General features: G+C 36.3%; 20 protein-coding genes. 2 read left to right on the top strand and 18 right to left on the bottom strand.

Translation table 11 applies throughout. From position 1 onward, the window contains the following. Positions 1-3: 3 nt before the first annotated feature. From BVH02_RS21695 to BVH02_RS20470, 15 genes are all read right to left on the bottom strand, one after another. The gene (locus BVH02_RS21695) at positions 4-1,134 is read right to left on the bottom strand and encodes a glycosyltransferase family 4 protein (RefSeq protein WP_143244270.1); all 1,131 of its coding nucleotides are present in this window, start codon (positions 1,132-1,134) and stop codon (positions 4-6) included. Between the two features lie 92 nt (positions 1,135-1,226). Then, on the bottom strand, positions 1,227-1,961 hold the full coding sequence (locus BVH02_RS20545) for a class I SAM-dependent methyltransferase (RefSeq protein ID WP_086503350.1): 735 nt from the start codon (positions 1,959-1,961) through the stop codon (positions 1,227-1,229). Then, a complete protein-coding gene (locus BVH02_RS20540) occupies positions 1,946-3,196 on the bottom strand; it encodes an ABC transporter ATP-binding protein (protein ID WP_086503349.1) in 1,251 nt (416 codons plus the stop codon). The genes BVH02_RS20545 and BVH02_RS20540 overlap by 16 nt, the downstream gene beginning before the upstream one ends. Before the next feature lie 9 nt (positions 3,197-3,205). Beyond that, positions 3,206-4,378, bottom strand: coding sequence for a hypothetical protein (locus BVH02_RS20535; protein WP_086503348.1), 1,173 nt, complete (start codon positions 4,376-4,378; stop codon positions 3,206-3,208). A gap of 332 nt (positions 4,379-4,710) precedes the next feature. After that, positions 4,711-5,508, bottom strand: a complete 798-nt coding sequence (locus tag BVH02_RS20530) for a glycosyltransferase (protein ID WP_086503347.1) — start codon at positions 5,506-5,508, stop codon at positions 4,711-4,713. Further along, entirely contained in the window at positions 5,498-6,250 is a 753-nt protein-coding gene (locus BVH02_RS20525) for a glycosyltransferase (RefSeq protein WP_086503346.1), read from the bottom strand. The genes BVH02_RS20530 and BVH02_RS20525 overlap by 11 nt, the downstream gene beginning before the upstream one ends. Beyond that, a complete protein-coding gene (locus BVH02_RS20520) occupies positions 6,243-6,914 on the bottom strand; it encodes an FkbM family methyltransferase (protein ID WP_158093922.1) in 672 nt (223 codons plus the stop codon). The genes BVH02_RS20525 and BVH02_RS20520 overlap by 8 nt, the downstream gene beginning before the upstream one ends. A 59-nt stretch (positions 6,915-6,973) precedes the next feature. Further along, entirely contained in the window at positions 6,974-7,627 is a 654-nt protein-coding gene (locus BVH02_RS20515) for an SAM-dependent methyltransferase (RefSeq protein ID WP_086503344.1), read from the bottom strand. Between the two features lie 41 nt (positions 7,628-7,668). After that, entirely contained in the window at positions 7,669-8,610 is a 942-nt protein-coding gene (locus tag BVH02_RS20510) for a hypothetical protein (RefSeq protein WP_086503343.1), read from the bottom strand. Continuing rightward, complete coding sequence (locus BVH02_RS20505; RefSeq protein WP_086503342.1) at positions 8,610-10,115, bottom strand: MBOAT family O-acyltransferase; 1,506 nt, start codon at positions 10,113-10,115, stop codon at positions 8,610-8,612. Before BVH02_RS20505 ends, BVH02_RS20510 begins: the two co-directional genes overlap by 1 nt. A 741-nt stretch (positions 10,116-10,856) precedes the next feature. Then, positions 10,857-11,234 (bottom strand): endonuclease domain-containing protein, encoded by a 378-nt coding sequence (locus BVH02_RS20500; protein WP_086503341.1) that lies wholly within the window; start codon positions 11,232-11,234, stop codon positions 10,857-10,859. Between the two features lie 173 nt (positions 11,235-11,407). Next, complete coding sequence (locus BVH02_RS20495; protein ID WP_086503340.1) at positions 11,408-12,238, bottom strand: ABC transporter permease; 831 nt, start codon at positions 12,236-12,238, stop codon at positions 11,408-11,410. Positions 12,239-12,454: 216 nt separating this feature from the next. After that, positions 12,455-13,114, bottom strand: a complete 660-nt coding sequence (locus BVH02_RS20485; RefSeq protein ID WP_143244269.1) for a GNAT family N-acetyltransferase — start codon at positions 13,112-13,114, stop codon at positions 12,455-12,457. A gap of 183 nt (positions 13,115-13,297) precedes the next feature. After that, a complete protein-coding gene (locus tag BVH02_RS20475; protein WP_086503336.1) occupies positions 13,298-14,212 on the bottom strand; it encodes a glycosyltransferase family 2 protein in 915 nt (304 codons plus the stop codon). 98 nt (positions 14,213-14,310) lie between these two features. Continuing rightward, a complete protein-coding gene (locus BVH02_RS20470; RefSeq protein ID WP_086503335.1) occupies positions 14,311-14,817 on the bottom strand; it encodes a winged helix-turn-helix domain-containing protein in 507 nt (168 codons plus the stop codon). Between the two features lie 138 nt (positions 14,818-14,955). Between BVH02_RS20470 and BVH02_RS20465 the strand changes: the two genes are divergently transcribed. Both BVH02_RS20465 and BVH02_RS20460 read left to right on the top strand, forming a co-directional pair. After that, positions 14,956-15,324, top strand: a complete 369-nt coding sequence (locus BVH02_RS20465) for a four helix bundle protein (protein WP_086503334.1) — start codon at positions 14,956-14,958, stop codon at positions 15,322-15,324. A 294-nt stretch (positions 15,325-15,618) separates the two neighbouring features. Continuing rightward, positions 15,619-16,992, top strand: a complete 1,374-nt coding sequence (locus BVH02_RS20460; RefSeq protein ID WP_086503333.1) for a hypothetical protein — start codon at positions 15,619-15,621, stop codon at positions 16,990-16,992. On the opposite strand, the gene BVH02_RS20455 is transcribed toward BVH02_RS20460, so the two are convergent. The 3 genes from BVH02_RS20455 to BVH02_RS20445 are packed head-to-tail and all read right to left on the bottom strand — an operon-like array spanning position 16,953 to position 21,132. Beyond that, positions 16,953-18,119 (bottom strand): hypothetical protein, encoded by a 1,167-nt coding sequence (locus tag BVH02_RS20455; RefSeq protein ID WP_086503332.1) that lies wholly within the window; start codon positions 18,117-18,119, stop codon positions 16,953-16,955. The two genes, BVH02_RS20460 and BVH02_RS20455, sit on opposite strands and share 40 nt — an antisense overlap. Next, positions 18,116-19,612 (bottom strand): hypothetical protein, encoded by a 1,497-nt coding sequence (locus BVH02_RS20450; RefSeq protein ID WP_086503331.1) that lies wholly within the window; start codon positions 19,610-19,612, stop codon positions 18,116-18,118. The genes BVH02_RS20455 and BVH02_RS20450 overlap by 4 nt, the downstream gene beginning before the upstream one ends. Further along, entirely contained in the window at positions 19,600-21,132 is a 1,533-nt protein-coding gene (locus BVH02_RS20445; protein ID WP_143244268.1) for a hypothetical protein, read from the bottom strand. Before BVH02_RS20445 ends, BVH02_RS20450 begins: the two co-directional genes overlap by 13 nt. Positions 21,133-22,510: the final 1,378 nt, after the last annotated feature.

The following is a 22,510-nucleotide window of genomic DNA, read 5'->3' as shown; positions in this document are numbered from 1 at the left end:
CAACTATTCCACACATATATTATTAGAAATTTTAATGCATTGATTATATACCTCCATGCAATTACTAAAAACATAATCAGAAGAGTAATTTGAAATGAATTCTTTTGCCTTCATACAAACCGTACCCCTTTCTTCGTTGCTTAGGCTCAGGATAACTTTTAGCGTTTCTGTTAATGAAGACTGTGAACCTACTTCAAATAGAAAACCATTTACGCCATCTTCAATCACTTCTTCAAATCCCCAAGCATTAGGACCTACTACAATTTTACCCATACCCAAGGACTCCAATAAGGTATTAGGTAAGTTATCAACACGAGAGGGTAAAACAATAATATCTACGTCTTGTAAAATCCTTATCAAATTGAATTTTGATTGACTCTGGAAATAAATAATATTGGATTGATTTAAAATTCTTTGCTTGATAGTTCGGTTTTCCGGTGAATCCTCATATAATTTCCCAACGACTGTGAGCGACAATTTTTCCTCTGATAAAGAACTTATGGCATCTAAAAGTAAATCAATGCCTTTCCTATAATCAACACTGCCAAAATATCCAATCTTGATATTTGGGGTATAAGTATATTCTGAGACAGAAAATGAAGTGCGATTTTCATAAGGGCTCAGGATTCTAGTTTTAAAAACATCCTTTATAAATTTCATATGGTTTAACATATAGGAAGATGGTCCTACTATGAACTTAAACTTCTTATACGATTTGTTTTCAAATCTTATTTGAGCTTGGACCTTAAAGGGATCTATACCATAATATCCTTCCCCATATTTCAAATAGAGATGCGTAAGACTACTTATCCTCACCACACTGCAAACGTCCTGCAAAGGGAAATATCCTATCCCATTCAAATTAGAGTATTGTATCAAATCAAACTGAAAATTATCATTCTCAACACGCAAAAAATCATGGATTTGAATAGCCCTGCTTCTTAGTTCCAAATAATAGACGTAAGAATAATTCGAAAACCTTTTCAAAAAAAAATGTTTCGCTTTATCGAAGGAAGAGGGAGTATTTTGAGAAATAAAAAATTCTTTAACTGTGATATTCGTATTTGGGATTCTGAAAGAATTATTTTCTCCACCTGGAATAAAAATAAAAACGGTAATTCCATGCTTATCCAAGAGATTAGAAATATTCCAGATATAGGTTCCTAATCCCCCCGTTTTTGATTCGTTCGGCTGAATAAATTCAGAAGTTACAAACGCAATGTTTCTCAAGTTATAGATGCTATTGCAACCAAATGAGGTTTTTTCTTTTCAACTTTATGCTTTAAATATTCTAAAAACAAACCTATCGTCTTTCGATTAAATCCTTTCCATTTAGGTTTAGGTAAAAAGTGAGTTTCTCTAGTTTCAATAGAATTGAAGCCCATTGAAATCAAAGTTTTAGAAAGACTCTTTTTGTTCCAAGATCTAACATGCTGCCACCTGTGAAAAATCAAGTCACTGAATGGGCAATAAATATATGATTGAGTAAGATCCTCATTATTCGGAGTAGTAAAAATAACTTGTCCCCTATTGGATAAAAGTGCACTCACATTTTTCATAAGTTCTTCTAAAAAAACATCGTTTAGATGTTCAATAACTTCTATCACAAAAATTACATCAAATTTCACGTCTGTGTTTTGAAGATCTTTTAGGTTTTGAGCCCCAAGATAGTTTGGGTAACCTCTCAACTTATCATCAAGCACATTCAAGGAATCTGAAGATGAATCCATACATTTTACTTGATAACCTTTTTTAAGTAAAATTTCTGAAAGAAATCCAAGTCCAGCACCATAATCTAAAATTTTACTGTTGTTGGATAAGTCTGGCTCAAAGAATTGGACAATCTCATTTCCATGATTATGTGTGAAATATTTTTTCGGCTCTTTAGACGCAAAATCCCAAAAATCATTAATTTTTTCAGAATCCCAAGAACCGATTACTTTTCCTAAATAACTTTCCATTCGAAATCATCTATATATACACAATTTTTATCTGACCACTCAAATTGATGAGGGATACCTACCATTGAAACTTCAAAGGGACAAACATTTTCGATTTTCTGAGGATTCTTCCTTCCACTTAATTCCGAAAAATGAAAAGTGAAATCGTAATTTCCCTTATATAACCTTAATTTTGGAATTACACATTCTAAGAAATAAATCCCCTTACTATTCCCAATATGAAATTCATTATCATGTAACCATCCGTACATTACACTTTTCTCTGTTCCTCGCTCAAAAATCTGAAAAGCAACATTGGCTTTTTCTAATGAATTGAAAGCGGTCAGTTTAATTTTTATTACAAGCTTTTCACCAAATCTTTGAATTTGATTCGGCAAAGAAGTCTCAATTTTAATTTCAGTTAATTTGTTAATTCGATCTTCTGTAGTATCAATATATTCCTTCTTTGCTAAGATTGAATTGCATAGATATTTTGTAATCCCCTCTCTTGTATTTCCAATAAAATCAATTTCTCCACTAATTAGATTTATTGTTTGATGACACAAATTGGACACGGCTTCCATATTATGACTAACAAAAAGAACAGTTCTGCCTTGACCTGCAACATCTTCCATTTTCCCAAGGCACTTCCTTTGAAACTCGAAATCTCCTACTGCTAGCACCTCATCAATAATCAAGATTTCTGGTTCCAAATGAGCCGCAACCGAAAAGCCCAAACGCACTTTCATCCCTGAAGAATAGAATTTGACAGGTGTATCGATAAACTTTTCTACTCCAGAGAAATCAATGATCTCATCCAGCTTAGAATTGATTTCACGTCTTGTCATCCCTAATATAGTCCCGTTCATGTAGATATTTTCTCTACCTGAGAGCTCTGGGTGAAAACCAGTCCCTACTTCCAAAAGAGAGGCAACACGTCCCTTAATTTCAATTTTACCAGTAGTTGGCTCTGTAATCTGAGAAAGAATCTTGAGAAGAGTTGATTTACCAGCTCCGTTTTTCCCTATAATCCCAAGCACCTCACCTTCATTAACTTCAAAGTTGATATCTTTCAAAGCCCAGAAAACAGATTCATCTTCAACGCCAAACTTACTCATTTCCCTTAATCTCTTGAGATTACTCCATGGTGATTTAATAATATTTCCTAGTTGACCTGCTAAGGTCAAGGCTTGATTTTCTTTAACCCCAATGCGATAGCGCTTAGAGAGGTTTGAAATTTTAATTACAACTGACATATCAATCCATTACCATAATCCATACAATAGAAAGTTAAATATAGAGAGTACAATTAAATTTGTAAAAAACAAATATCCATAATATTTATTTTTAAAAAACGTCATATCTAGAGAGTAAAATAAAGAAACAACAAATAGAATAGGAAAAAGACTGAACCAACGAAATTCAATCCTATATAGTGGTAGAAATGCGAATTGAAAAGAAAATATTAGGAAAAACAGTAAAAAAATACTTGGAACAAAAGAGTATTTTTTAGCATTATTAGAATTAAAAAATATTACAAAAACTGCTAAAGGAAACATCAATCCTAATTGTCTAAAAAAAGGAAGTATACTTAAAAAAGTCTGCCTAAACCAATTAATTAAAATAATATCAGGATAGTTAGTTAACGCCTCTAAATCAGAATATGGAAGAGAAGATACTCCATTTATGTTTAAATAAGCTCTAACTTTTTCCCACGACGGCATAATATGAGATTTATTCAAAATCTGAAGAAAATTTCGTTGAGTCCAACTCATATCTTCAAAAGCAGCTTTAGTATGAAAAGATAAAGTGCCTTTATCAATTAATGATGGATAGTGAATAAATATTGAAATAATAATGAACAAACATACCCCATATAAAAAATACATACCACTGAATTCATTTTTCCAAATTAAATAAAAATAAATTGTTAAAAATCCAATACTATATAATGCTAATATTTCTCTGACACCTAAAGCAAAAGCTAAAAACACAAATGATGACAAAAAGAGCAATTTTTTATATCTATTTGAGAGGACTGAACAAAGAATGAGAAATAAACTAAAAGAAATAAAAAAAGTAAATAACCCATCAGTATAAGCAGTATAAAAATGTCGCTGGTATACGCATATATAAAACAAAACAGGTAAATATAGATAAATTAAATTTTTATTGTAGACCTTAAATTTTATTTGAAAGTATGCCCAAGTTACAAAAATTCCAAAAAGTGAAAGTAAATTCAAGGTTTTTATTGCCATCAATCCATTGGAAACAAAAGCATTTACCATCAAACCAAAAACATTAAATATAGGAGAACTCCCTTTCGATACAGAGTCATAATATGTATTAGCTTTAAAAGAGTGAAAATCTGAAAGTATTTTAATTTCATCATCAATGGGGGAAGAAATTAAATAGACATTTTTAAATCTAAAAAACATTAAATAAAATGTAGAGGTTAAAAATAATATTATAGAAAAATACTTGTAATAACGATATAATATGAAGCCTTTTATCATAATTAATAATATTTATACGAGCGATAATGATCGTAAATAATAAACAAAATTTATAGCTCTAAATAAGCTGTCGTATAAATTTAAACATTAATAGCTGAAGAATGGAATTAGACCACATGTGAACAAACTTATCTTACCAAGAGAAACCATAAACTTACTGATATTTCCAATCTGGTCAGCTAAGGCATCAGCATATATTTCTTTCAAGCGTACATGATATCACTTTGAGAGGTTATCAACTTTAATAAGAATATTTAAGTTGAATGAGATAATATGAAAGATCTAATTTTGGAAAGAAGCCTTAAAAAAAGTGGCCACAAAGTTTCAACTGGTGCTATAGTGAATATCCACCAATAAGTTATGATTCCATTCAAATGCTTCTTTTTATTGTCTAAACTTGACCATAAAGAAGTATTAAGGTATCTATAATGAAGTGGTTTACAATATACATAACCTGCCAATCCCCAATTAGATAAATATGCGATTAAAAATGTGTCATGATTTCTGGATTTGAAAAAACCCAATGGGAACTTCGAGATTACATTCCGAAACATCATTGTATTCTGATGAATCAAACAACCTGCCACCATCTCCTTTTTCGATCTATTTTTTTTAAGATTTGGTTTTTCCAAATTCGATTCTGATATAATGTTCCCAACATTATCAATCAAAACAAAGTCATGAAATGCTAGGACATATTTAGGATTAAGTTCTAGGAAATCGAATTGTTTTTGAAGTTTAAATTCATCAGTCCAATAATCATCTCCTTCTATATAAGCTATGTATTTACCTTTTGATAAAAGAATTGCTTTTTCATAATTTTTAGAAAGTCCTAAGTTTTTAGAATTTGTAAAAACTTTTATAAAATCAAAATTACCTTTTCCTATTTCAATTACATTAGCGGTATTATCAAGGGAACAATCATCACCTACAATAATTTCCCATCTTCCCGTGAAATTTTGATTTAGGATAGAATCGAGAGCCTGTCTTACATAATACTCTTGGTTATATGTAAGCAAAACGACAGAAATATCTATTTCCTTATTGTCCAATTTTTAATTTCAAGTAATTTTTCAAATAATAAAAATCGTAACTAACTAAAGCACATAGGTTTTCCCAAATAAAATTACTTAAAACTAACTTATTAATAATCTTTAATTTATTGTTCTGAAAGAAATCATCACGTAAATCATCAGAAAGCCCTCCTCCCAAAAAACGGGAAACTACTATTGGAAGATAATGGATCTCAACAGTAGTCCTCATAAAAATTTTTAGATTAAAAATATAATCAGCCGTAATTTTAAAGTTAGTATCGAAATAACCAATTTCATTAAAAACTGAAAGATTATAAAAAATAGCTTGATGGGATATATTTCGCTTCATCAATTTTAATAAATCAAATTCACCATCATATACTTTTCCATTTTTAAGTAGTTGGGTATTAGCATAGATAAGTGTGCTATTTTTATATTGATTGAATTTAATCTGATTAACTGCATCAATTATTAATTCATCACCTGCTCCCAAAAAAAATAGCCATCTACCAGACGCTAATTTCACACCCTTATTCATTGCATCATAAATACCAATATCCTGTTCTGATATATACACAATAGAGCCTTCCGGATAATTATCAATATACTGCCTAGGGTTGTCGATAGAAAGATTATCTATTATCAAAACCTCAAATGTAAAGATGATCTCTTTAAAAAAAATACTGGCTAATGTATGATCAAGCAGACTCCCAGAATTAAAATTTGGGATAATAATAGAAAGATTAATTCCTTTATGCATTTTCCCTTATAAAAATTGCATCTGACTGTAGTACACACCCATCGATTGGTGAAATCAATTGATCGTAATTTCCACGATAAGTAAAACCCAACCGATCCATATGGTCATAAATAGTCTTAAAATAGACTTGATTTTCATAGAGTTCATAAAATGAAACTTCAACAATTACAATCGAGGCTCTGATAAGAGTATCTTTCCCTCCTAAAATCACCATCTCTTCAAATCCCTGTACGTCAATTTTAACCAAAAGTGGATTTGAGGTTGTTATGGACTTCATAATTTCATCAAGCCTATCAATCTTTATTTGAATTTGTTTTTCAATATATGTTTTTGGAAAATTCACCTTGTGCAAACTTTTCATAGGCAGTGCACTTGATGAGTCCGTAAATTCATTTTGATAAAATTCTATTGTTCCAGATTGCTTGCCTAAGCCTAGGTTGAATGCTTTGAATTTAGTGTCTAATTCAAACCGTTTACATAATTGCTCATAAACTTCAGGAATAGGCTCAAATGAATAAATCCAAGACTCTGGAAATAACACCCGAAATCTTGATGCAAATTGACCTCTGTTGGCACCTATGTCTATAATGGTCTTAAAATTATATTTAAGAATCCAATTATGCTTGGAGATAAAGTCATGCTCAACTTTCAATCCATTAAGCATAATCGGTGCTTTGGCTAATCTATACCCAAATTTCTTAAGAGCACTAATTATAAGTCCCTTCATAAGGATTTAATTTTCTTAGTTATTCTCCCCAAAAAACTCAACTTCTTTTTAGTAGAAAATCGAACCTGAAATTTACTTTTCCAATCTTCATCTAATACAGCCATATATTCTAAGGGTATAACCATAATCACATCATCTTGAATAGTAAATCTGTGGTCAGGAAACAATTGAGAAATTTTAATAAATATCTGGTCAATTCTTGGCCAATGACTAGAATCGTGTGGAGGAGGAAGAGGGCCTAAAAAGCATCTTGCATCATCAATAAAGATGATTGCGTTTTGAATTAATTTTATAGCCTCAAGTTCATCTATTAGAGGGCATTCCTCTTCTTTTCCTCCAGCCCCCATACACCAATGTCCATCCAACCAAAAGAAACAGGTTCCTGATAATTTGTTGTCAACTAGCTCTGGTAATACATCTTTGCTGTTTCCAATTAGGAATTCTATGTTTTTCGGACAATCAACCTTTGACGCAGTCTCCTTAGATATCTCTTCGTTAATTTCAATAGTGTAAACTTTCTTAAAATGCTGCGCAGCCCAAAATGAGGTTGCACCTTTGTATGTGCCTGTTTCGATGAAATTATCAATTTCCTTAAAATCGAGAATTTTTAAAACTAAGTCTTTTGGAATTGAAAAATTAACTATACCCATATTCTATCATAATCAAAAATTGAAATATTAATTAAAAAGACTCAGTCCAACATCTTATTCTCGAATGAATATAATTGAATCATAAAGACGCTTACACCCTTCTTATTCATATGAGTTCCATTGTAAAACAAATTCTGTTGATCAGAAATTTTATCAAATGAATAATCCAAAAATTCAATATTTAATTGATCTGCGTGTTTATTAAGCATATTTCGAATACTTTTTTTATTCGTAAATAGTAATTCTGTTGAACTAAAATATGGAGAAATGACCCACCTAATCTCTATACCTTGAGTTTGCAATGATGTGACAAAGTCAATAAAGTCATCAAACATTTTCATATCAATTTCAAAAGAGGTCTCTCCTATTAATTTCTCAATTTGATTTTCAGGAACATTCCACGATTTCTCTGACTCTCTATATCCCTTATATAACAATGGATAAGTATGTTTGAATCGAGTCTTACTTAATAATCCTTTGTATTTAATTGTCCTATTGTTATCGAATCTGGCAATTGGAATATTCAGATAACTTAGATCCATATTCTGATTCATTGCAAGAATCTCTTTGATCTTAGGTTCATGCAAAAAAGGAATAAACTGTTCAAATCGATAGATGCCTTCTACGTTTTCAAATGTTGTAAAATCGATAGACCATTCTATAATCTTGGGTTTTTTATTTTTTTCAAGATAAAGCTCTACGATCTTTCTTTGTGCAGGATACGTGCTTCCGTCTATACCTAGATTGTAGCAAGATTGACCAGTTTTCTCTTCGATAATCTTTGGGTCAAATTGAACTAATGCCCTAGAAGAACCTACAATCAATCTATCTGCATTAATTCCACCTTCAATTACTTCATTCCACTTACTTATTTCACGATAAGAAGAAGTTTTAATTCCATTTTCAATGAGCTGATCAATGCCAAAGCAGATACATGCAAACAAACTCGATAGGACAAATAGCTTAAATAAAAATCTATTCATCAAAACTGAAAGTATATAAACTCTTTTACCTCAGTAAACACTCCCCAGAAAACAATCAGAAATCCTGTGGTAATGTAAGCTGGGTATCGAAACCATTTTCCTTCTAGCCGTGCTAGCCAGTTAAACTGGTATCTACCTACCCATTCCAATCCAAGAAATAATATTAGGGCTATTCGTATATCATAACCTAACCAAACAAAATTCTTTGGAAGTAAAGGATTTACAAATACCCTACTCAAATAACCCCAAGCATCCCCTACTGTATCAGCCCTGAAAAACACCCAAGCGATACAAACCAAAGCGAATGTTAACAGCATTTGAAAGAGCTCTTTTACCGAAGGTAGAAGATGATCACCCTCGTGCAAATGAGCCCTATTCTTTCCCACCAAGAAAATAGGGATAAACAAAGCAGCATGAATCCCGCCCCAAGCGATAAAAGTCCAGTTGGCTCCATGCCAGAAGCCTGAGACTAGAAATACTATAAAGATATTTCGGATGGCTTTGACTTTGCTCACTCGGCTGCCTCCCAGAGGGATATATACATAATCCCGAAACCAGGTAGAAAGTGAAATATGCCATCTACGCCAGAACTCAGCGATATCCCGACTGAAATAGGGAGTTCGGAAGTTGGTCATCAGATCAAAGCCGAAGAGTTTGGCTACTCCTATCGCGATATCAGAATATCCTGAGAAGTCTCCATAAATCTGGAAAGCGAAGAGAATTGCTCCCATGATCAATTCTAGTCCAGAAGCAGTTTGGTAGTTCTCGAAGATTGGGTTAACGACCAAGGCGCAGTTGTCCGCAATCACCATCTTTTTGAAGAGTCCCCAGAGAATGAGTTTCATCCCGTCTGAGCCTTGTTGGTATTCGAATTTTCGTTTTGTGAAAAACTGGGGAAGCAGGTTGGATGCCCGTTCGATGGGGCCAGCTACCAGTTGTGGGAAGAATGCCACGAAGGTGAAGAAGGCGATTGGATCTTTGGTAGGCTTTAAGTTGCCACGATAGACATCTATGGAGTAGCTCAGGGTTTGGAAGGTGTAGAAGCTGATTCCTACCGGAAGGATTATGTTTAGTGTGCTAAGATGAGGTTGGAATCCAATCGTTGCTATCAAGTCTGCTGCGGATTCTATAAAGAAGTTAAAGTACTTGAAGAAAGCGAGGAGGCCTAGGTTGAAGAGTAGAGAGATGGTGAGGTATAGATTACGACCATTGAGCCAGGAGAGTTGGTTGTTGGTTGTTGGTTCTTGGTTGATGGTGTTGTCCGATGCCCGATGCCCGGTGTTGGATGAAATCGAAAGGTCACCCATTTTCAGTCCACAAAAGTAATCCACTGCGGAACTAGCAATGATGAGGCCTAGGAATCTCCAGTCCCACCAGCCGTAGAACACATAACTGGCAAGGAGTAGAAAGGCATTTTGAAGCTTCAGACTTTTCTTAAATACAAACCAATAGAGTAGGAATACTATAGGTAGGAAGAGAAGAAAGGTGAAGGAGTTAAATAACAAATTTAAAATTAAGGCAATTTAAAATTTAAAATGGAGGGTCAGGAGTGGTGGCGGTATGGAATTTAAAATGGAAGAATTTAAAATTTAAAATGATCGGAGTCTCGTGCTGCCTCCGAACTCTTCCCGATAGCTATCGCGGTATGGAGTTGGTGTAGAGTGCAGGTTGTCCCGATAGCTATCGGGAGTTCTTAATTATTGGTTGTTGGTTTTCGGACTCCTACTTTTCACTTCTTACCACTTACTGTTTACCACTTACCTCCTACTTCTTACCACTTACCTTTTACCACTTACAAACTTTGCTGTCACAGCTTCGCCCCTTCGCTCACAGTTTATAATGAGTTATTAACCGACTTACTCCCCTTTAGAGGCTGGGGGAAGACTGAGTAATAAATTTACTCGGTTGAAATTAGAAAGCAAATCCAAAATTTAAAATGAAAGGAATTGAGAATTTAAAATGGAAAGAATAGGGAATTTAAAATGGAAAGAATTGAGAATTTAAAATTAGAGCCATGTCAGGAATGTAAAATAGAAATGGATGGGAAAGCAATTTTAAATTCAAAAATTTTATATTTTAAATTAGACTCAAAGCGCTATGCAACGTCGGCAAAGATCCGTTCTACCCCCTAACCCCTAAAGGGGAGATCTGGCGCACTACTAAAATTTGCTCCTACAAGTCTTAAATGGTGAAATGATTTTTCAGACATTTGAGCTCTAGATTTACGGGTTAACTGATTGATAATTTCAAAGATTATGTGAATTCTTAATATTTTCAATTTCCATCAAAATCTGTTTAAGTACTTCGTCTGTTTCTTGGATTACGAATCGGTTTTTAAATCTTACTATATGTATTCCTAAAGCTTTCAAATCTTCTTCTCTAGCTAAATCCTTTACTTTTTGATCAAGTTGATCGTGTATTTCTCCGTCCAGTTCAATACCAAAGCGATATTGATGACAATAAAAATCGAGAATATATTTGAAAACCGGATGTTGTCTTCTGAAATGAAGATTATTCAGTCTATTCGACCTTATTCTTTCCCATAGCACACTCTCTGAGGGAGTCAAACGATTTCGAAGCTCCTTAGCTCTTCTAAATATTTCTGGTGAGGCGTTATGATGCATAGATTACCTCAATAATTGGTGCTGTGCAAGGAGCCTTTACTTCGACCTCTAAAGTGATAACTGGCACTATCGAAACTACAGTTTTTTAATAGCGAATAAGAAACATTTCAATTTATCGACCTTTTTTCGTGACTCGCTCCCCTCTCTCTTTAGGAGAGGGGACGGGGGTGAGGTTAAGCAACGTCGGCAAAGATCCTCTCCATCCTCCGGAAGTACATCATGCCGAAGACGAAAAGGACTAGAGCGACGATGGTGCCGGGCCAGATCCATTCCCATGGCATGGGACGATCAAGAAAAGCTGCTCGGAAACCTTCGATTACGCCTACCATTGGGTTGAGCACGTAGAACTTTTGGTATTGCTCTGGTACAGCTGTGGTACTATATACTACTGGTGCGGCATAAAGTAATAGCTGAACCACGAAGCTCAAGGCATGTTTGACATCTCTGTATTTCACCGCCATGGCTGAAAGCATCATTCCCACGCCTAGGCTACACATGAGGAGTTGGATGATCAGTAATGGAAGTACAAGCAGTCCCCATCCAGGCAAGATCTGATAGTAAAACATCATTCCTACCACCACCACAAAGGCAATTAGAAAATCTAGGAGTTTGGAAAGAATCGATGAAAGCGGCAAGACCATTCTTGGAAAATAGACCTTGGTGATCATATTGGCATTTTGGATTAGGGAGTTCGCTGACTCAGTGAGCGTTCCTGAGAAGTAATTCCAAGGCCAAAGTGCGAGGTAGGAAAATAAGGCATAGGGAATTCCATCGGAATCAACATTAGCTAAGTTTCCAAATACTACAGTAAATACTAGGGTGGTGAAAAGTGGTTGAATAATCGCCCAGGCTACTCCCAAAACGGATTGAGCATAGCGCGCTTTGATCCCTCGCAGCGTCAGGAAATATAGGAGATCCTTGTAGCGCCAGAGTTCTTTGAAGTCAATCAGCTGCCAGCCTGAGGTGGGTTGGATAATTTTGATGTTGTCTTTGTTAGGGGTCAAGGATTGGTGGTTGTTGGGTGTTGGTTGTTGGTTCTGGGTTGTTGGTTCTGGGTTGTTGGTTCTGGGTTGTTAGTTGTTGGTTGTTGGGTGTTGGGTGTTGGGTGTCCGATGTCCGATGTCAGGTGTTGGTTTCGCTACTGTGGGCAGGAGTTTGTTTGGATGAAACTAACAACACACAACTAACAACCGAGTATTTTTTTGATTAGTGTTCGAGAACTATTTATCGCTATACCAATGATAAACAAACGTCTTTTCAGCCAATTTATAACCTAGGGATTCGTAAAGTCTGCAGGCTGGGATGTTTGCTTCTTGGGTGCTGACTTCTATAGTTTCTGCTCCCAGGGCGAATGCTTTTGCTTCTGCGAATTTCATCAGCTTCTTCCCCCATCCTTTTCCCTGACTCTCCTTAGAAACTGCTATCAGTCCTACTTTAGCTGCTTTATCAGCTACGCTGTAGGTTACCATTCCTTGTAGATCTGGGGCTTCTAGAACTGAGTTGGATTCCCAGGCTTTCTGTATCCAAATTCTATATAGTTTTTCGAATTCCTCCTGATTCAAGCGTGTATCAAGTTTGTATCGGGAATAGACTCCGCTTTCAAAAGCCAAGTCCTGCAATTCCTTACTTAAAGGACTCTTAAAATGCTTTATTTCGGGTATCTCTGCCGGGGCATTAATATGCTTCTCATAGATCATTTTGATATCGACCAATTGGAAAGAAGAATTATTAAATGCTACCGGAGATTCTGAAAAGAGATAAATCAGTTGAAATTCCTTTGCTGCAATTAAAAAGTCCTCTTCGTTCCAACTCGTGTTGATTGATATTTTACCTACAGGGTAGTTGAAAAGATGGGTGTCGAAGGGAAGAGGAGTGATCAAGGTTTTAGGTGTTGGTTGTTGGTTGTTGGTTGTGGGGTGTTGGTTGTGGGTTGTCCGATGTCCGATGTCGGGTGTGGGGTGTTGGTTGTTGGTTGTTGGTTGTTCGATGTCTCTATTCTCTAATCTCTATTCTCTAATCTCTATTCTCTAATCTCTAATCTCTAATCTCTAATCTCTAATCTCTTACCCTACTTTTTTCTCCACAATATAAATCGGACGCTGCTTGACTCCTTCGAAGGTTTTGCCGATGTATAGCCCCACCATGCCGAGGGTGACAAGTAGAAAGCCCGTGAGCATCCAGAGCGAGATAATTACGCTGGCGTAGCCTGCAACTATAATATCTCCATCCAGGTACTTGTAAAGTGTGAAAAGCGCAAACACAAAGCCGGTTAGCGCTATGAGAAGTCCAAGTTTGACGGTTAATCGAATTGGTTTATCGGAATAAGCCAGCATAATATCCAGCGCTAGATTGAAGAGTTTCTTGAAATTATAAGTGCTACTCCCTTTTTCTCTTTCAGCATGCACTACATCGAGGGTAGTTTGTCTGAAGCCTACCCATTTGACCATGGTGGGGAAATAGCGGATGCTTTCTCTCATGCCTACGATTTCCTGAATCACTTTGCGGTGATAAATCCCAAAGTTGGCAATGCTCTCGTCTTGTTTGGAACCTGTAAGCCAAGCGAGGGTACGGTAGAAGATTTTTGAGGAGAGTCTTTTTAGCAATCCATCTTGCCTATTTACTCTTCTAGCTAGCACCACATCAAAACCTTCTTGGGCCTTGGCAAGCAAATTTGGAATCTCCTCTGGTCTATCCTGCAAGTCACAGTCCATCACCACTATCCAGTCTCCTACTGCTGCATCCAGCCCTGCTGTGATGGCGTAGTGTTGCCCGAAGTTCCGGCTTAGCTTGATGCCTCTGATCTCCGGGTGCATGCTGGCTAGTCTTTCGATTTCATTCCAGGAATTATCAGGGCTATAGTCGTCCACTAGGATTATTTCAAAATCTGTGGTCAACTCAGCTAGGACTGATTTGATTCTGGAGATCAGTTCGGGGAGAACTAGTTCAGCTCGGTAAACTGGGGAGATTATGGAGAGCAATTGGGTGGGTTGTGGGTTGTTGGTTGTTGGTTGTCTCTAGTCTCTAGTCTCTAGTCTCTAGTCTCTGGTTTCTCCCGATAGCTATCGGGATCTCTAATCTACTTTCCGTAAACCAGAATTCCATGAATATCTCCTGGGTCGGTGGCAAGGATGGATACTTCTACTTTGCGATGGACTTTTTCGTAGGTTTTTTCTCTTATGAAATCTAGGTACTTGGTATCTAGCTCTTTACCGATGAGAATCATATGAACGGTACCTGAGTCTATGCCTTTGGCATAATCTCCTATGATGTATGCTTTATCTACGTCTCCCATTCTCTTTACTATTCGCTCCATAAGGTCATCTAGACCAAGGAATTTGGAAACCATGTTTGTGATTTCGGTAAAAAAAGGATGGTCCTGGTTGGCCTTATAAAGCTTTGTTTTCCCATCTTCTTCGGAGACGAGCAAGCCAGCTTCTGTCAGGCGATTCAGTTCGACTCTGACGGAATTGGTGGACTCATCAAACTCCTTGGCCAGTGCACGCAGGTAACCTGAATTGGCATGGGAAAAGAACTTCAGGAGAAGTTTGATGCGGGTTTTGGAAGTGACTAGGGATTCGAGCAACTGTGGGTTGTGGGTTGTTGGTTGTGGGTTGTTGGTTCTGGGTTGTTGGTTCTGGGTTGTTGGTTGTTGGCTAGGGAGTTATTAACTTAATAGTCTGAATAATTAAAAATTAAATTCATAACCTTAACCATATTCGCTATGAGCAGCTACAGAGACTTGGACATATATAAAATCAGCTTCAACCTGTTTATCAACACCCATCGTTTTTCCATGAAACTCCCTAATTATGAATTATTCGAATTGGGCAGTCAACTAAGAAGGTCCTCAAATTCTGTTAACACTAATGTTGTAGAGGGATATGGAAGAAGAACCTACAAGAATGATTTAATCAAATTTCTAGTTTATTCTGAGGCCAGTGGATTAGAAACGATAAGCCATTTGGAGAAAATAGTAGCGTTGTATCCGCAACTATCTTTAGAAGCTGAAGAATTAGCGAAAGACTATGATCTACTCGGCGGCAAAATTCACAATTTCACTGAGTATGTCAGAGCCAATTGGAAATCATAAAACCAACAACTCTTTTCGAACTTTAAGGGAAAGACTGTTGAAGAACAACTAAGAACCAATAACTTTTAACAGCGCTGCTCGGTCACTCCCACTTTTGGGAACTAGCTGACCGAGTAATTTTTTGACTCAGTTAGACAAATTTAATCCCACTAAGGATAAAAGCAAATAAATTCTTAGAAGCTTCTTTAATACATCTCGACAGAACTTTTGGATTGGAGAATGATTTTAAATTCTCAATCTTTAGGTATTAGGCAGAGAGAAGTGCATTTCGGCTGATTTCGCTAACTGTATAGAATGAAACCACGCAAGATCCAAGCTTCCCATTTTCTATTATTGTTGATTCTGGGGGTTTGCGGGATTTACCTTTATTTTTTCTCCTTTATAGACTTTAGCTATTCGCCTTACTACGGAGATGAATTTTTCTATTTTAAGAACGCTGAAAGTTTTGCAAAATCCCTAAGTTTTAAGGCTCCGTTTACCTATAGTGGCTTTGGTTCGAGACTTTGGGGCGTGGATGCACATGGGCCTGGATACCCGTTGCTTTATGGTTTTATCGCCAAGCTGACAGGATGGTATGGCCCACTGATTCCCCTGGTCAATTTCTCCTTTGTAATAGGTGCAATAGTTCTTTTAGTCTTACAAAAAGAAACAAGTTTGCGGGTTAAATTCTTACAAGTCGTTTTAATCTTAGGATCTCCTATTACGTTATTTTACTCTTTTAGCTTTTTACCCGAGTTGATTCAAATTGCAGGGGGTATTTTGCTTTTCCTTCAATTTAAAAGATATCATAAGAGCCAAAATAGGCAGGATTTTTTGCTGTTGATTTCTTTGATCTTTGTATTAGGTTTGATTCGAAGTACTTGGTTTTTTGGACTGGTGGGTTTGATGGTTTTTCCCGAAAAAATCAACTGGAAACTAGGATTTGGACTAATACTGCTTGCACTAGGAATCTCCTATGGAGTACAAATCTCTGTTCATGAGCAGGTGCCAAACACCTTCTCGGGAGTTGGTGAGCTGATTCAAGCTCAAAAATATACTGAGGTGATGAATTCGCTTTTTTTCAACGTGAAGAGAAATATTTACTTCGCTATGACTTATACGGAAGGGAAATTTTACACAGTCCAGAAGATCTGGATGCTTCTTTCTGTTCTTCTTGCATTGATTGTATTCAGAAAAGATAGAGTGACTCAAGTTGGGTTGGTGATTTTCGGAGTTATCTTTTTGTTTACGATGGTTTTATACAAAAATTATGACTGGGTGGAGTTCAGGATGTACAGCCCCATGGTTTTATTTATAAACCTCAGCATGCTGGCCACTGGCTATCAGAAGGTAATTTCAAAAAGTCTAGTGGTGATTGGAGTCATTTCCTTTATCCTGATTCTCCCCTTATGTGAGAAAATCATTAATTACCGTGTCAATTCTGAGATGATAGCCATAAGTAATTCAACTCAAGAAAAATTGCTTGAACTAGACCAAGCATTGATCCTAATAGACAGGCAGATTCTGAAAGATTATGCATTAGATCAACTTCCCATAAGAAATTCAGAAAACCGTCCTATTCGATATATTTTGCCTTATTATGAAATTAAAATGCTACTACCTACTCATCATCTACTAGAAGAGGATGGTCAACTTAAGGTAAGTCCAGTAAAGATTCTTAGCCAATAAGCAATACCAAAGCTTACTTGGACAAGATAAATGAGGATCATAACAATTACTCGACTTGATGCTCTCCTATCCTTATTCACATATTCTTTAGCTAAAGTAATCAGGATACTCAAATGCGTTAAAAATAGTGCTATAGGTATTTGCCAGTAGAAATTCCCATGCAGTTCCCGAAATCCAGACTCTGCAAAAACCGCATAAATCATTAGCGCAAAAAAGAGGGAAATAAGTGAGAAATAGAAGTAAGATGAATCAAATGCCCGTTTGCCCCAAAGAATCAAGAACATCATAATCATGGGAATGCTTGAAACAAAGTCGAAAACAGGTTGATCTGAAAAGTGAAGCCACACTAAAAAAGGATTAATCACCACCTCAGACACCTCACCTGCGGAATACAGTTCTTGGATCATAGGATCCCAGGAAAAGATTAGAAATTTCTCCACAAGTATCAAAAAGAAAAGTAAGACACTCAGTCCCAGAGATTTCCAAACAAGAGCTGAAATTCCTTTTTCCCTCAAAAAAACATAAACAGGCAATGCAGGGACATAACAAAACAAGAAGCTAGGCTTGATCAGGAGAATTGCTAAACCATATACGAAAAGTTGGAAATAATCTTTATTGCTTCGTGATTCAAACCAGTTAAAGCTTCTTTTGAAGAGAAGGATACAAAAGGGAAAGGAGGCAATAAGAGTGGAATTATGCCAGATGGTCTGCGCGAACTTTCCCAAATACCAGAAATCACCATCAATTACCGGGATAAATACTGGGCTGAGAAATAGGAAGCTTGCTGCTAGGAAAAATAGAGTAATCGAGTTAAAGGCTAAGTCTTTTTCCAACCAATTATAAACCAGATGGTATTTCCACCAAAGGAAAAATGTTAGAACTAGAAATGAACTAACGACAAAGGGGTATTTGAAATGAAAAATAAAATCAAGGATATAAACTAAAAAGTAATAGCCAGGTGGAATTGGGAAAAGCCCAGCTTCCAAATAATCGATTAGAAATAAATTATGATCTTTAATATCAATAGAAGGAATATATCTAATCAAAAAATAATTCGTGATTCCGAAAATGGAAACTATGATTAGGTTAAATATCGAACGCTGTCTAAATATGAAAAATTCTTTCATTTTAAATCCAAAAGAATATAGTCGTCCATTAAGATCTGTTGCTCTTCATGCTTTTTGAAATAGGCAGAAAAAGTAGAATAAGTATTATTATCTATTAAATATGCGGTTTTATTAGAATCAGTAAATTGACTTCCTTCTAGAAAAGTAGGCCATCCTAATAATTTGAATGGGATATTCTTTGCAAATCTATACTCTCTAAGGATTGATCCCGCACCTATCAAATAGATTCTCTCATAGCCATCATTCCTTAGGTTAAGTAAATTCTCGTCTAGAGAACGGGAGGATACAAGATTTGCCTTACTCTTAAAAAAGGACGTGAAATGAACACCTAGTAATAGTATCAAGATGATTGAAATTGGATAAATAATTTTCGTATTTGAAAGAAATGATTTTTCGGGGAGTAAAAAGCAGGCAGAAATAAGTGTAAGAAATAGAATCGCATAGATCTGAACTTTAAGCAGGTAAAAAGGGGAAAGAACTAAAGCGATAAAGAATAGCGTCAGTGCTAAGTAAATCACTTTTGTTCGAAAAATAAAAGTGCCGAAAATGAGGAAGAATGAAATCAAGGCAATGAAAAACCGTTCGTGTTCGAGAAAAGTCCGAAAAGACTGAATTATCCATGTTGGTTGATATAAGGGAAACCTAGCTTGATCTAAACTAACTTTCCATGTCTCCATTTTCTCAACACTAAGCTCGTCTCTCTGGAAGTCTATTAATCCATTCGCAAAGAAATATAGGTTTGGGTCTTCATTTTTGAAACCATCCTTCATCAATTGTAGCACTGGATGGTCAAACACTTGAGACCTTAGGGTATTCAACTTTTGAAATTCACCCAATCCCTGTTGATGAATCCACAGCTGAGTGAAACCCACAGATATACATAGAAACAAAATAGGAATTAATGCCGCAGTGAAAACTCTTTTCTGTCGGAGGATAAAATTTAAACTTAGCAAACCCGCTAAAATCAGAAAAGGAACCTCATAGCGAATTAAGAAACCAAGAACGATTAGCAAGTCAGTCCAGTAAAGTTTCACTTGGAATTTCAAACCTTGGGTTTTTAAAATTCTTGCGAGTAAACCTGCTGATGCTAAAAAGGCTGCAACAATTGAAAATTGGAGAAAAAATGTGAAATGGATTAAAAAAGCAAATAGAAACAGAGACCAACAATGGCGTTGGATCTGATCAGACTTTCTTTTCCATATCAATTCAAGCGAAATAATATAGCTCATATACATTGCTCCGAACCAGGTAAGCGGATACCAGGGAATTTCGGGAAAGAGTGTATAGAGCTTGGCGAAAACCCAGCTAAGGATTGGGTGAATAAAGACAGCAAAAGATTCTGGGGTACCGGTGTAGGCTCCGGAGACCAGCCACATCATGATTTCATCGTCATTGGTTTGGAATCGCCAAGGGAGAAACCAAATTAGGATTAAGGCCAGCAGCCCCAGAGTTGCCCAAATCCGAACAAATTGGGTAGCGCTTACTTTCTCCATAGAATTAGTAATTTTTCTCCCTTGGGTTGAATCAACTGCTTTTGAACAGCCCAGTCCGAAGGCTCAAAGGGGAAATCTTCCAATTCATTAAAAAGTATCATATCCAATTCTGATCCTGTTTTCAAAAACATTTTTGCCTGTGAAGGTTTCCAATAACCTGGGGAATACAGGGGATTATCACCCAACATATAGAGCAAACCTGGATTACGGTATACCGAGATGATTTTGGAGGGATTTGATTTCTGTATTTCAGAATCAAGCATGCTGAGAAATTCATTCTGAGGTAGAGATAAGTAAACAAATTTTCCAGGCTTGTATTCCCATTTTTCAGTAGCATCCCAAAGATACGATCCTTCATAGGGCGTTATCCATATACCGAAGGTAACCAAAACTAGGGAGGTAAAGGAGGCAAAAGTATAAGAGGAATTTTGGTAAAGGTGGGGCTTTTTGTGAATCAACATTGCAAAGGCCAGAAGCCAGAAAACCCAGTAATGAATCCCTAATCTCATCCAGTACACATTACTTCCAAAATGAAGTAGAAAAGGAATCAACAGTAAAACTGCTATGAAAAATAACTCTTGCGTATTGAAGTCCTTCCTATTCGATTGCCCGAGTTGCCAACAAATCCCAGCGAATGTGATCAAAAGAACAATATGGCTCCATCCAGAAGTGATAAAGGTGAAGTAAAACACCAAGATCACTGAGATCAAGGCTAAGATCAGGACGTAGCTATAGAATTTGTAATCAAGCTTTTTGACTTTGGCTGCTACAAAAAAAAGAATTCCTGCTAAGAGTGTCCAGAATCCTCCTACCGCTGTGTATTTAAGTAGAAGTGCTAGGCCGTAGTCCTCTCGCTGTTGGAGAAACCCATATTCCCCGATCATTCTGGTCAAGGCATTTTCTTGAAAGAGAATATAAAATAGCCACTCGAATATTAAGAATGGCGATATAAAGAGCAGAGCCTTTAGTATAGTGTAGGATTTTTTCAGAAAGAAATACGTAAAAGTCAACAGACCCAAAGTAAGGCATACGGTGATCTTGGAGTAAAACAAGGATAGGAATACCAAGCTTAAAAGAACCCAATCGAATGATTTAATCTCTTTCTTGGAAACTATCGCTAGCCATAAGCATGCGGCAACTACTGATATCGAGTTGTAGGATAAGCTTGGCGGCAGAAACCCGTAGCCCGCAAATAAACCTGCAAGCGAGAGTATAAAAACAGGGATTGTAAGTTTTTGGGTTGGATAGATGTTTTTCCAAAAAACAACTAAGCCAAAAGCAGCTAAAAAGTAGCCCAGCAAGCGAAGTGCGCGTAAACCTACAATTCCAAATTCCAGGCCTGTTGCTAGGTGAATCAACTTAAAGAAAAAATCATAATTGAAAATACCGCCAAGATTCTGCTGATTAGGATCTGCCAGCAGTACATAAAGTCCTTCATCCGAAAAGTCAAAGCCTCGATTCATCCCAAAAAGAATGAGGAGAAGTGATAAAAATGTAAATCCTGTTAGAATTTTGATCAATACGTCGGAAGTAGATGTTGGTTGTTGGTTACTTCGTCCAGCTAACTATTGTGATCGAAGTCTTTGGCAAATGCTTGTTGGAATTTTGTGATAGAAAGGTAAAAAGGTACCGAGAATTTTGAGAATTATTAGTTTAATTCTGTTAGATAAAGGTAGAATATCCATAACAAACCTTTTAAAAACACAATTATGTGGAGAACTTTATGTCTTTTACAATGAAAAATACCCTGTATAGGGTATATATTTCTGAGATCCACTATATACCTTTATGTCAGGGTGATTAAGCAACTTTTCAAGCACTACTTTTCTTAAGAAAATATTAAAGGGACTTTTTATAAAATTTTTTAATCCCTTTTACTTTTGATTGCAGGGTTAAAACCCTGGGCTATTAATTGGTCGTCCTTTGGGACTGATTGGATCTTGGTAGATGGTGCATATTTTAGCTCAGAATAAAAATCCCCCTTGCCCCCTTTTTCAAACATTCAATTCCAAATTTGAATACGAATTCAAAGGGGGAGTTTAGGTTCTGCTAGATTCAGAATTGTAGTTGTTATGGGACCGATTGAATCTTGATTAATGAATACGCCGAATACATAGGTGTTATTTCATCGATATTTTTCAATCGGGAATCTCATTTCCACCTCTGGCGAAGACTATGAATTTTCACTATGGCTCTGCGCCAGAGACTGAAGATTTCGGATATTATTTTACCCAGGGTTAAAACCCTGGGCTATTAATTGGTCGTCCCTTTGGGAGTGATTGAAACCCTAGGCTACAAAATAGTCATGCGTTGGGTCAGATTGGATCTTGGTTGATGATGTGTTTTTTACCCCAGAATAAAAATCCCCCTTGCCCCCTTTTTCAAACATTCATTTCCAAATTTGAATACGAATTCAAAGGGGGAGTTTAGGCTCTGCTAGATTCAGAATTGTAGTTGTTATGGGACCGATTGAATCTTGATTAATGAATACGCCGAATACATAGGTGTTCTTTCATCGATATTTTTCAATCGGGAATCTCATTTCCACCTCTGGCGAAGACTATGAATTCTCACTATGGCTCTGCGCCAGAGATTGAAGGCGATGGATTCTATTAACCCAGGGTTAAAACCCTGGGCTATAAATTGGTCGTCCCTTTGGGACTAATTAAAACCCTAAATAAAAATTGTCATGCTTTTGGGACTGATTGGATCTTGGTTGATGATGTATTTTGTACCCCAGTGACTTGTCCTGAATTAAGTTTACACAAAGTAAACTACAATGAAACGACAAAAAGAAAAAAGAACAAGGGGCATAGGATCTCTGAGTTGGGCTGAGCGGGAAGAAATGATCAAAGAATATCTTTCGGGGAATTACTCTAAAATTGAGATTTGGAAAAA

The sequence above is a fragment of the Algoriphagus ratkowskyi genome (genome assembly GCF_002150505.1).
Classification (GTDB): Bacteria; Bacteroidota; Bacteroidia; order Cytophagales; family Cyclobacteriaceae; genus Algoriphagus; species Algoriphagus ratkowskyi.
Note: the sequence above shows the minus strand (reverse complement) of the source record. Positions and strands in the feature narration are given on the sequence as shown.

Excerpts from the sequence above, each read along its gene's own strand:
- BVH02_RS20545 (WP_086503350.1), bottom strand. The coding sequence starts at position 1,961 with ATGGAAAGTTATTTAGGAAAAGTAATCGGTTCTTGGGATTCTGAAAAA.
- BVH02_RS20540 (WP_086503349.1), bottom strand. The coding sequence starts at position 3,196 with ATGTCAGTTGTAATTAAAATTTCAAACCTCTCTAAGCGCTATCGCATT.
- BVH02_RS20535 (WP_086503348.1), bottom strand. The coding sequence starts at position 4,378 with ATGTTTTTTAGATTTAAAAATGTCTATTTAATTTCTTCCCCCATTGAT.
- BVH02_RS20525 (WP_086503346.1), bottom strand. The coding sequence starts at position 6,250 with ATGCATAAAGGAATTAATCTTTCTATTATTATCCCAAATTTTAATTCT.
- BVH02_RS20520 (WP_158093922.1), bottom strand. The coding sequence starts at position 6,914 with ATGCTTAATGGATTGAAAGTTGAGCATGACTTTATCTCCAAGCATAAT.
- BVH02_RS20515 (WP_086503344.1), bottom strand. The coding sequence starts at position 7,627 with ATGGGTATAGTTAATTTTTCAATTCCAAAAGACTTAGTTTTAAAAATT.
- BVH02_RS20510 (WP_086503343.1), bottom strand. The coding sequence starts at position 8,610 with ATGAATAGATTTTTATTTAAGCTATTTGTCCTATCGAGTTTGTTTGCA.
- BVH02_RS20500 (WP_086503341.1), bottom strand. The coding sequence starts at position 11,234 with ATGCATCATAACGCCTCACCAGAAATATTTAGAAGAGCTAAGGAGCTT.
- BVH02_RS20465 (WP_086503334.1), top strand. The coding sequence starts at position 14,956 with ATGAGCAGCTACAGAGACTTGGACATATATAAAATCAGCTTCAACCTG.
- BVH02_RS20460 (WP_086503333.1), top strand. The coding sequence starts at position 15,619 with ATGAAACCACGCAAGATCCAAGCTTCCCATTTTCTATTATTGTTGATT.
- BVH02_RS20455 (WP_086503332.1), bottom strand. The coding sequence starts at position 18,119 with ATGAAAGAATTTTTCATATTTAGACAGCGTTCGATATTTAACCTAATC.
- BVH02_RS20450 (WP_086503331.1), bottom strand. The coding sequence starts at position 19,612 with ATGGAGAAAGTAAGCGCTACCCAATTTGTTCGGATTTGGGCAACTCTG.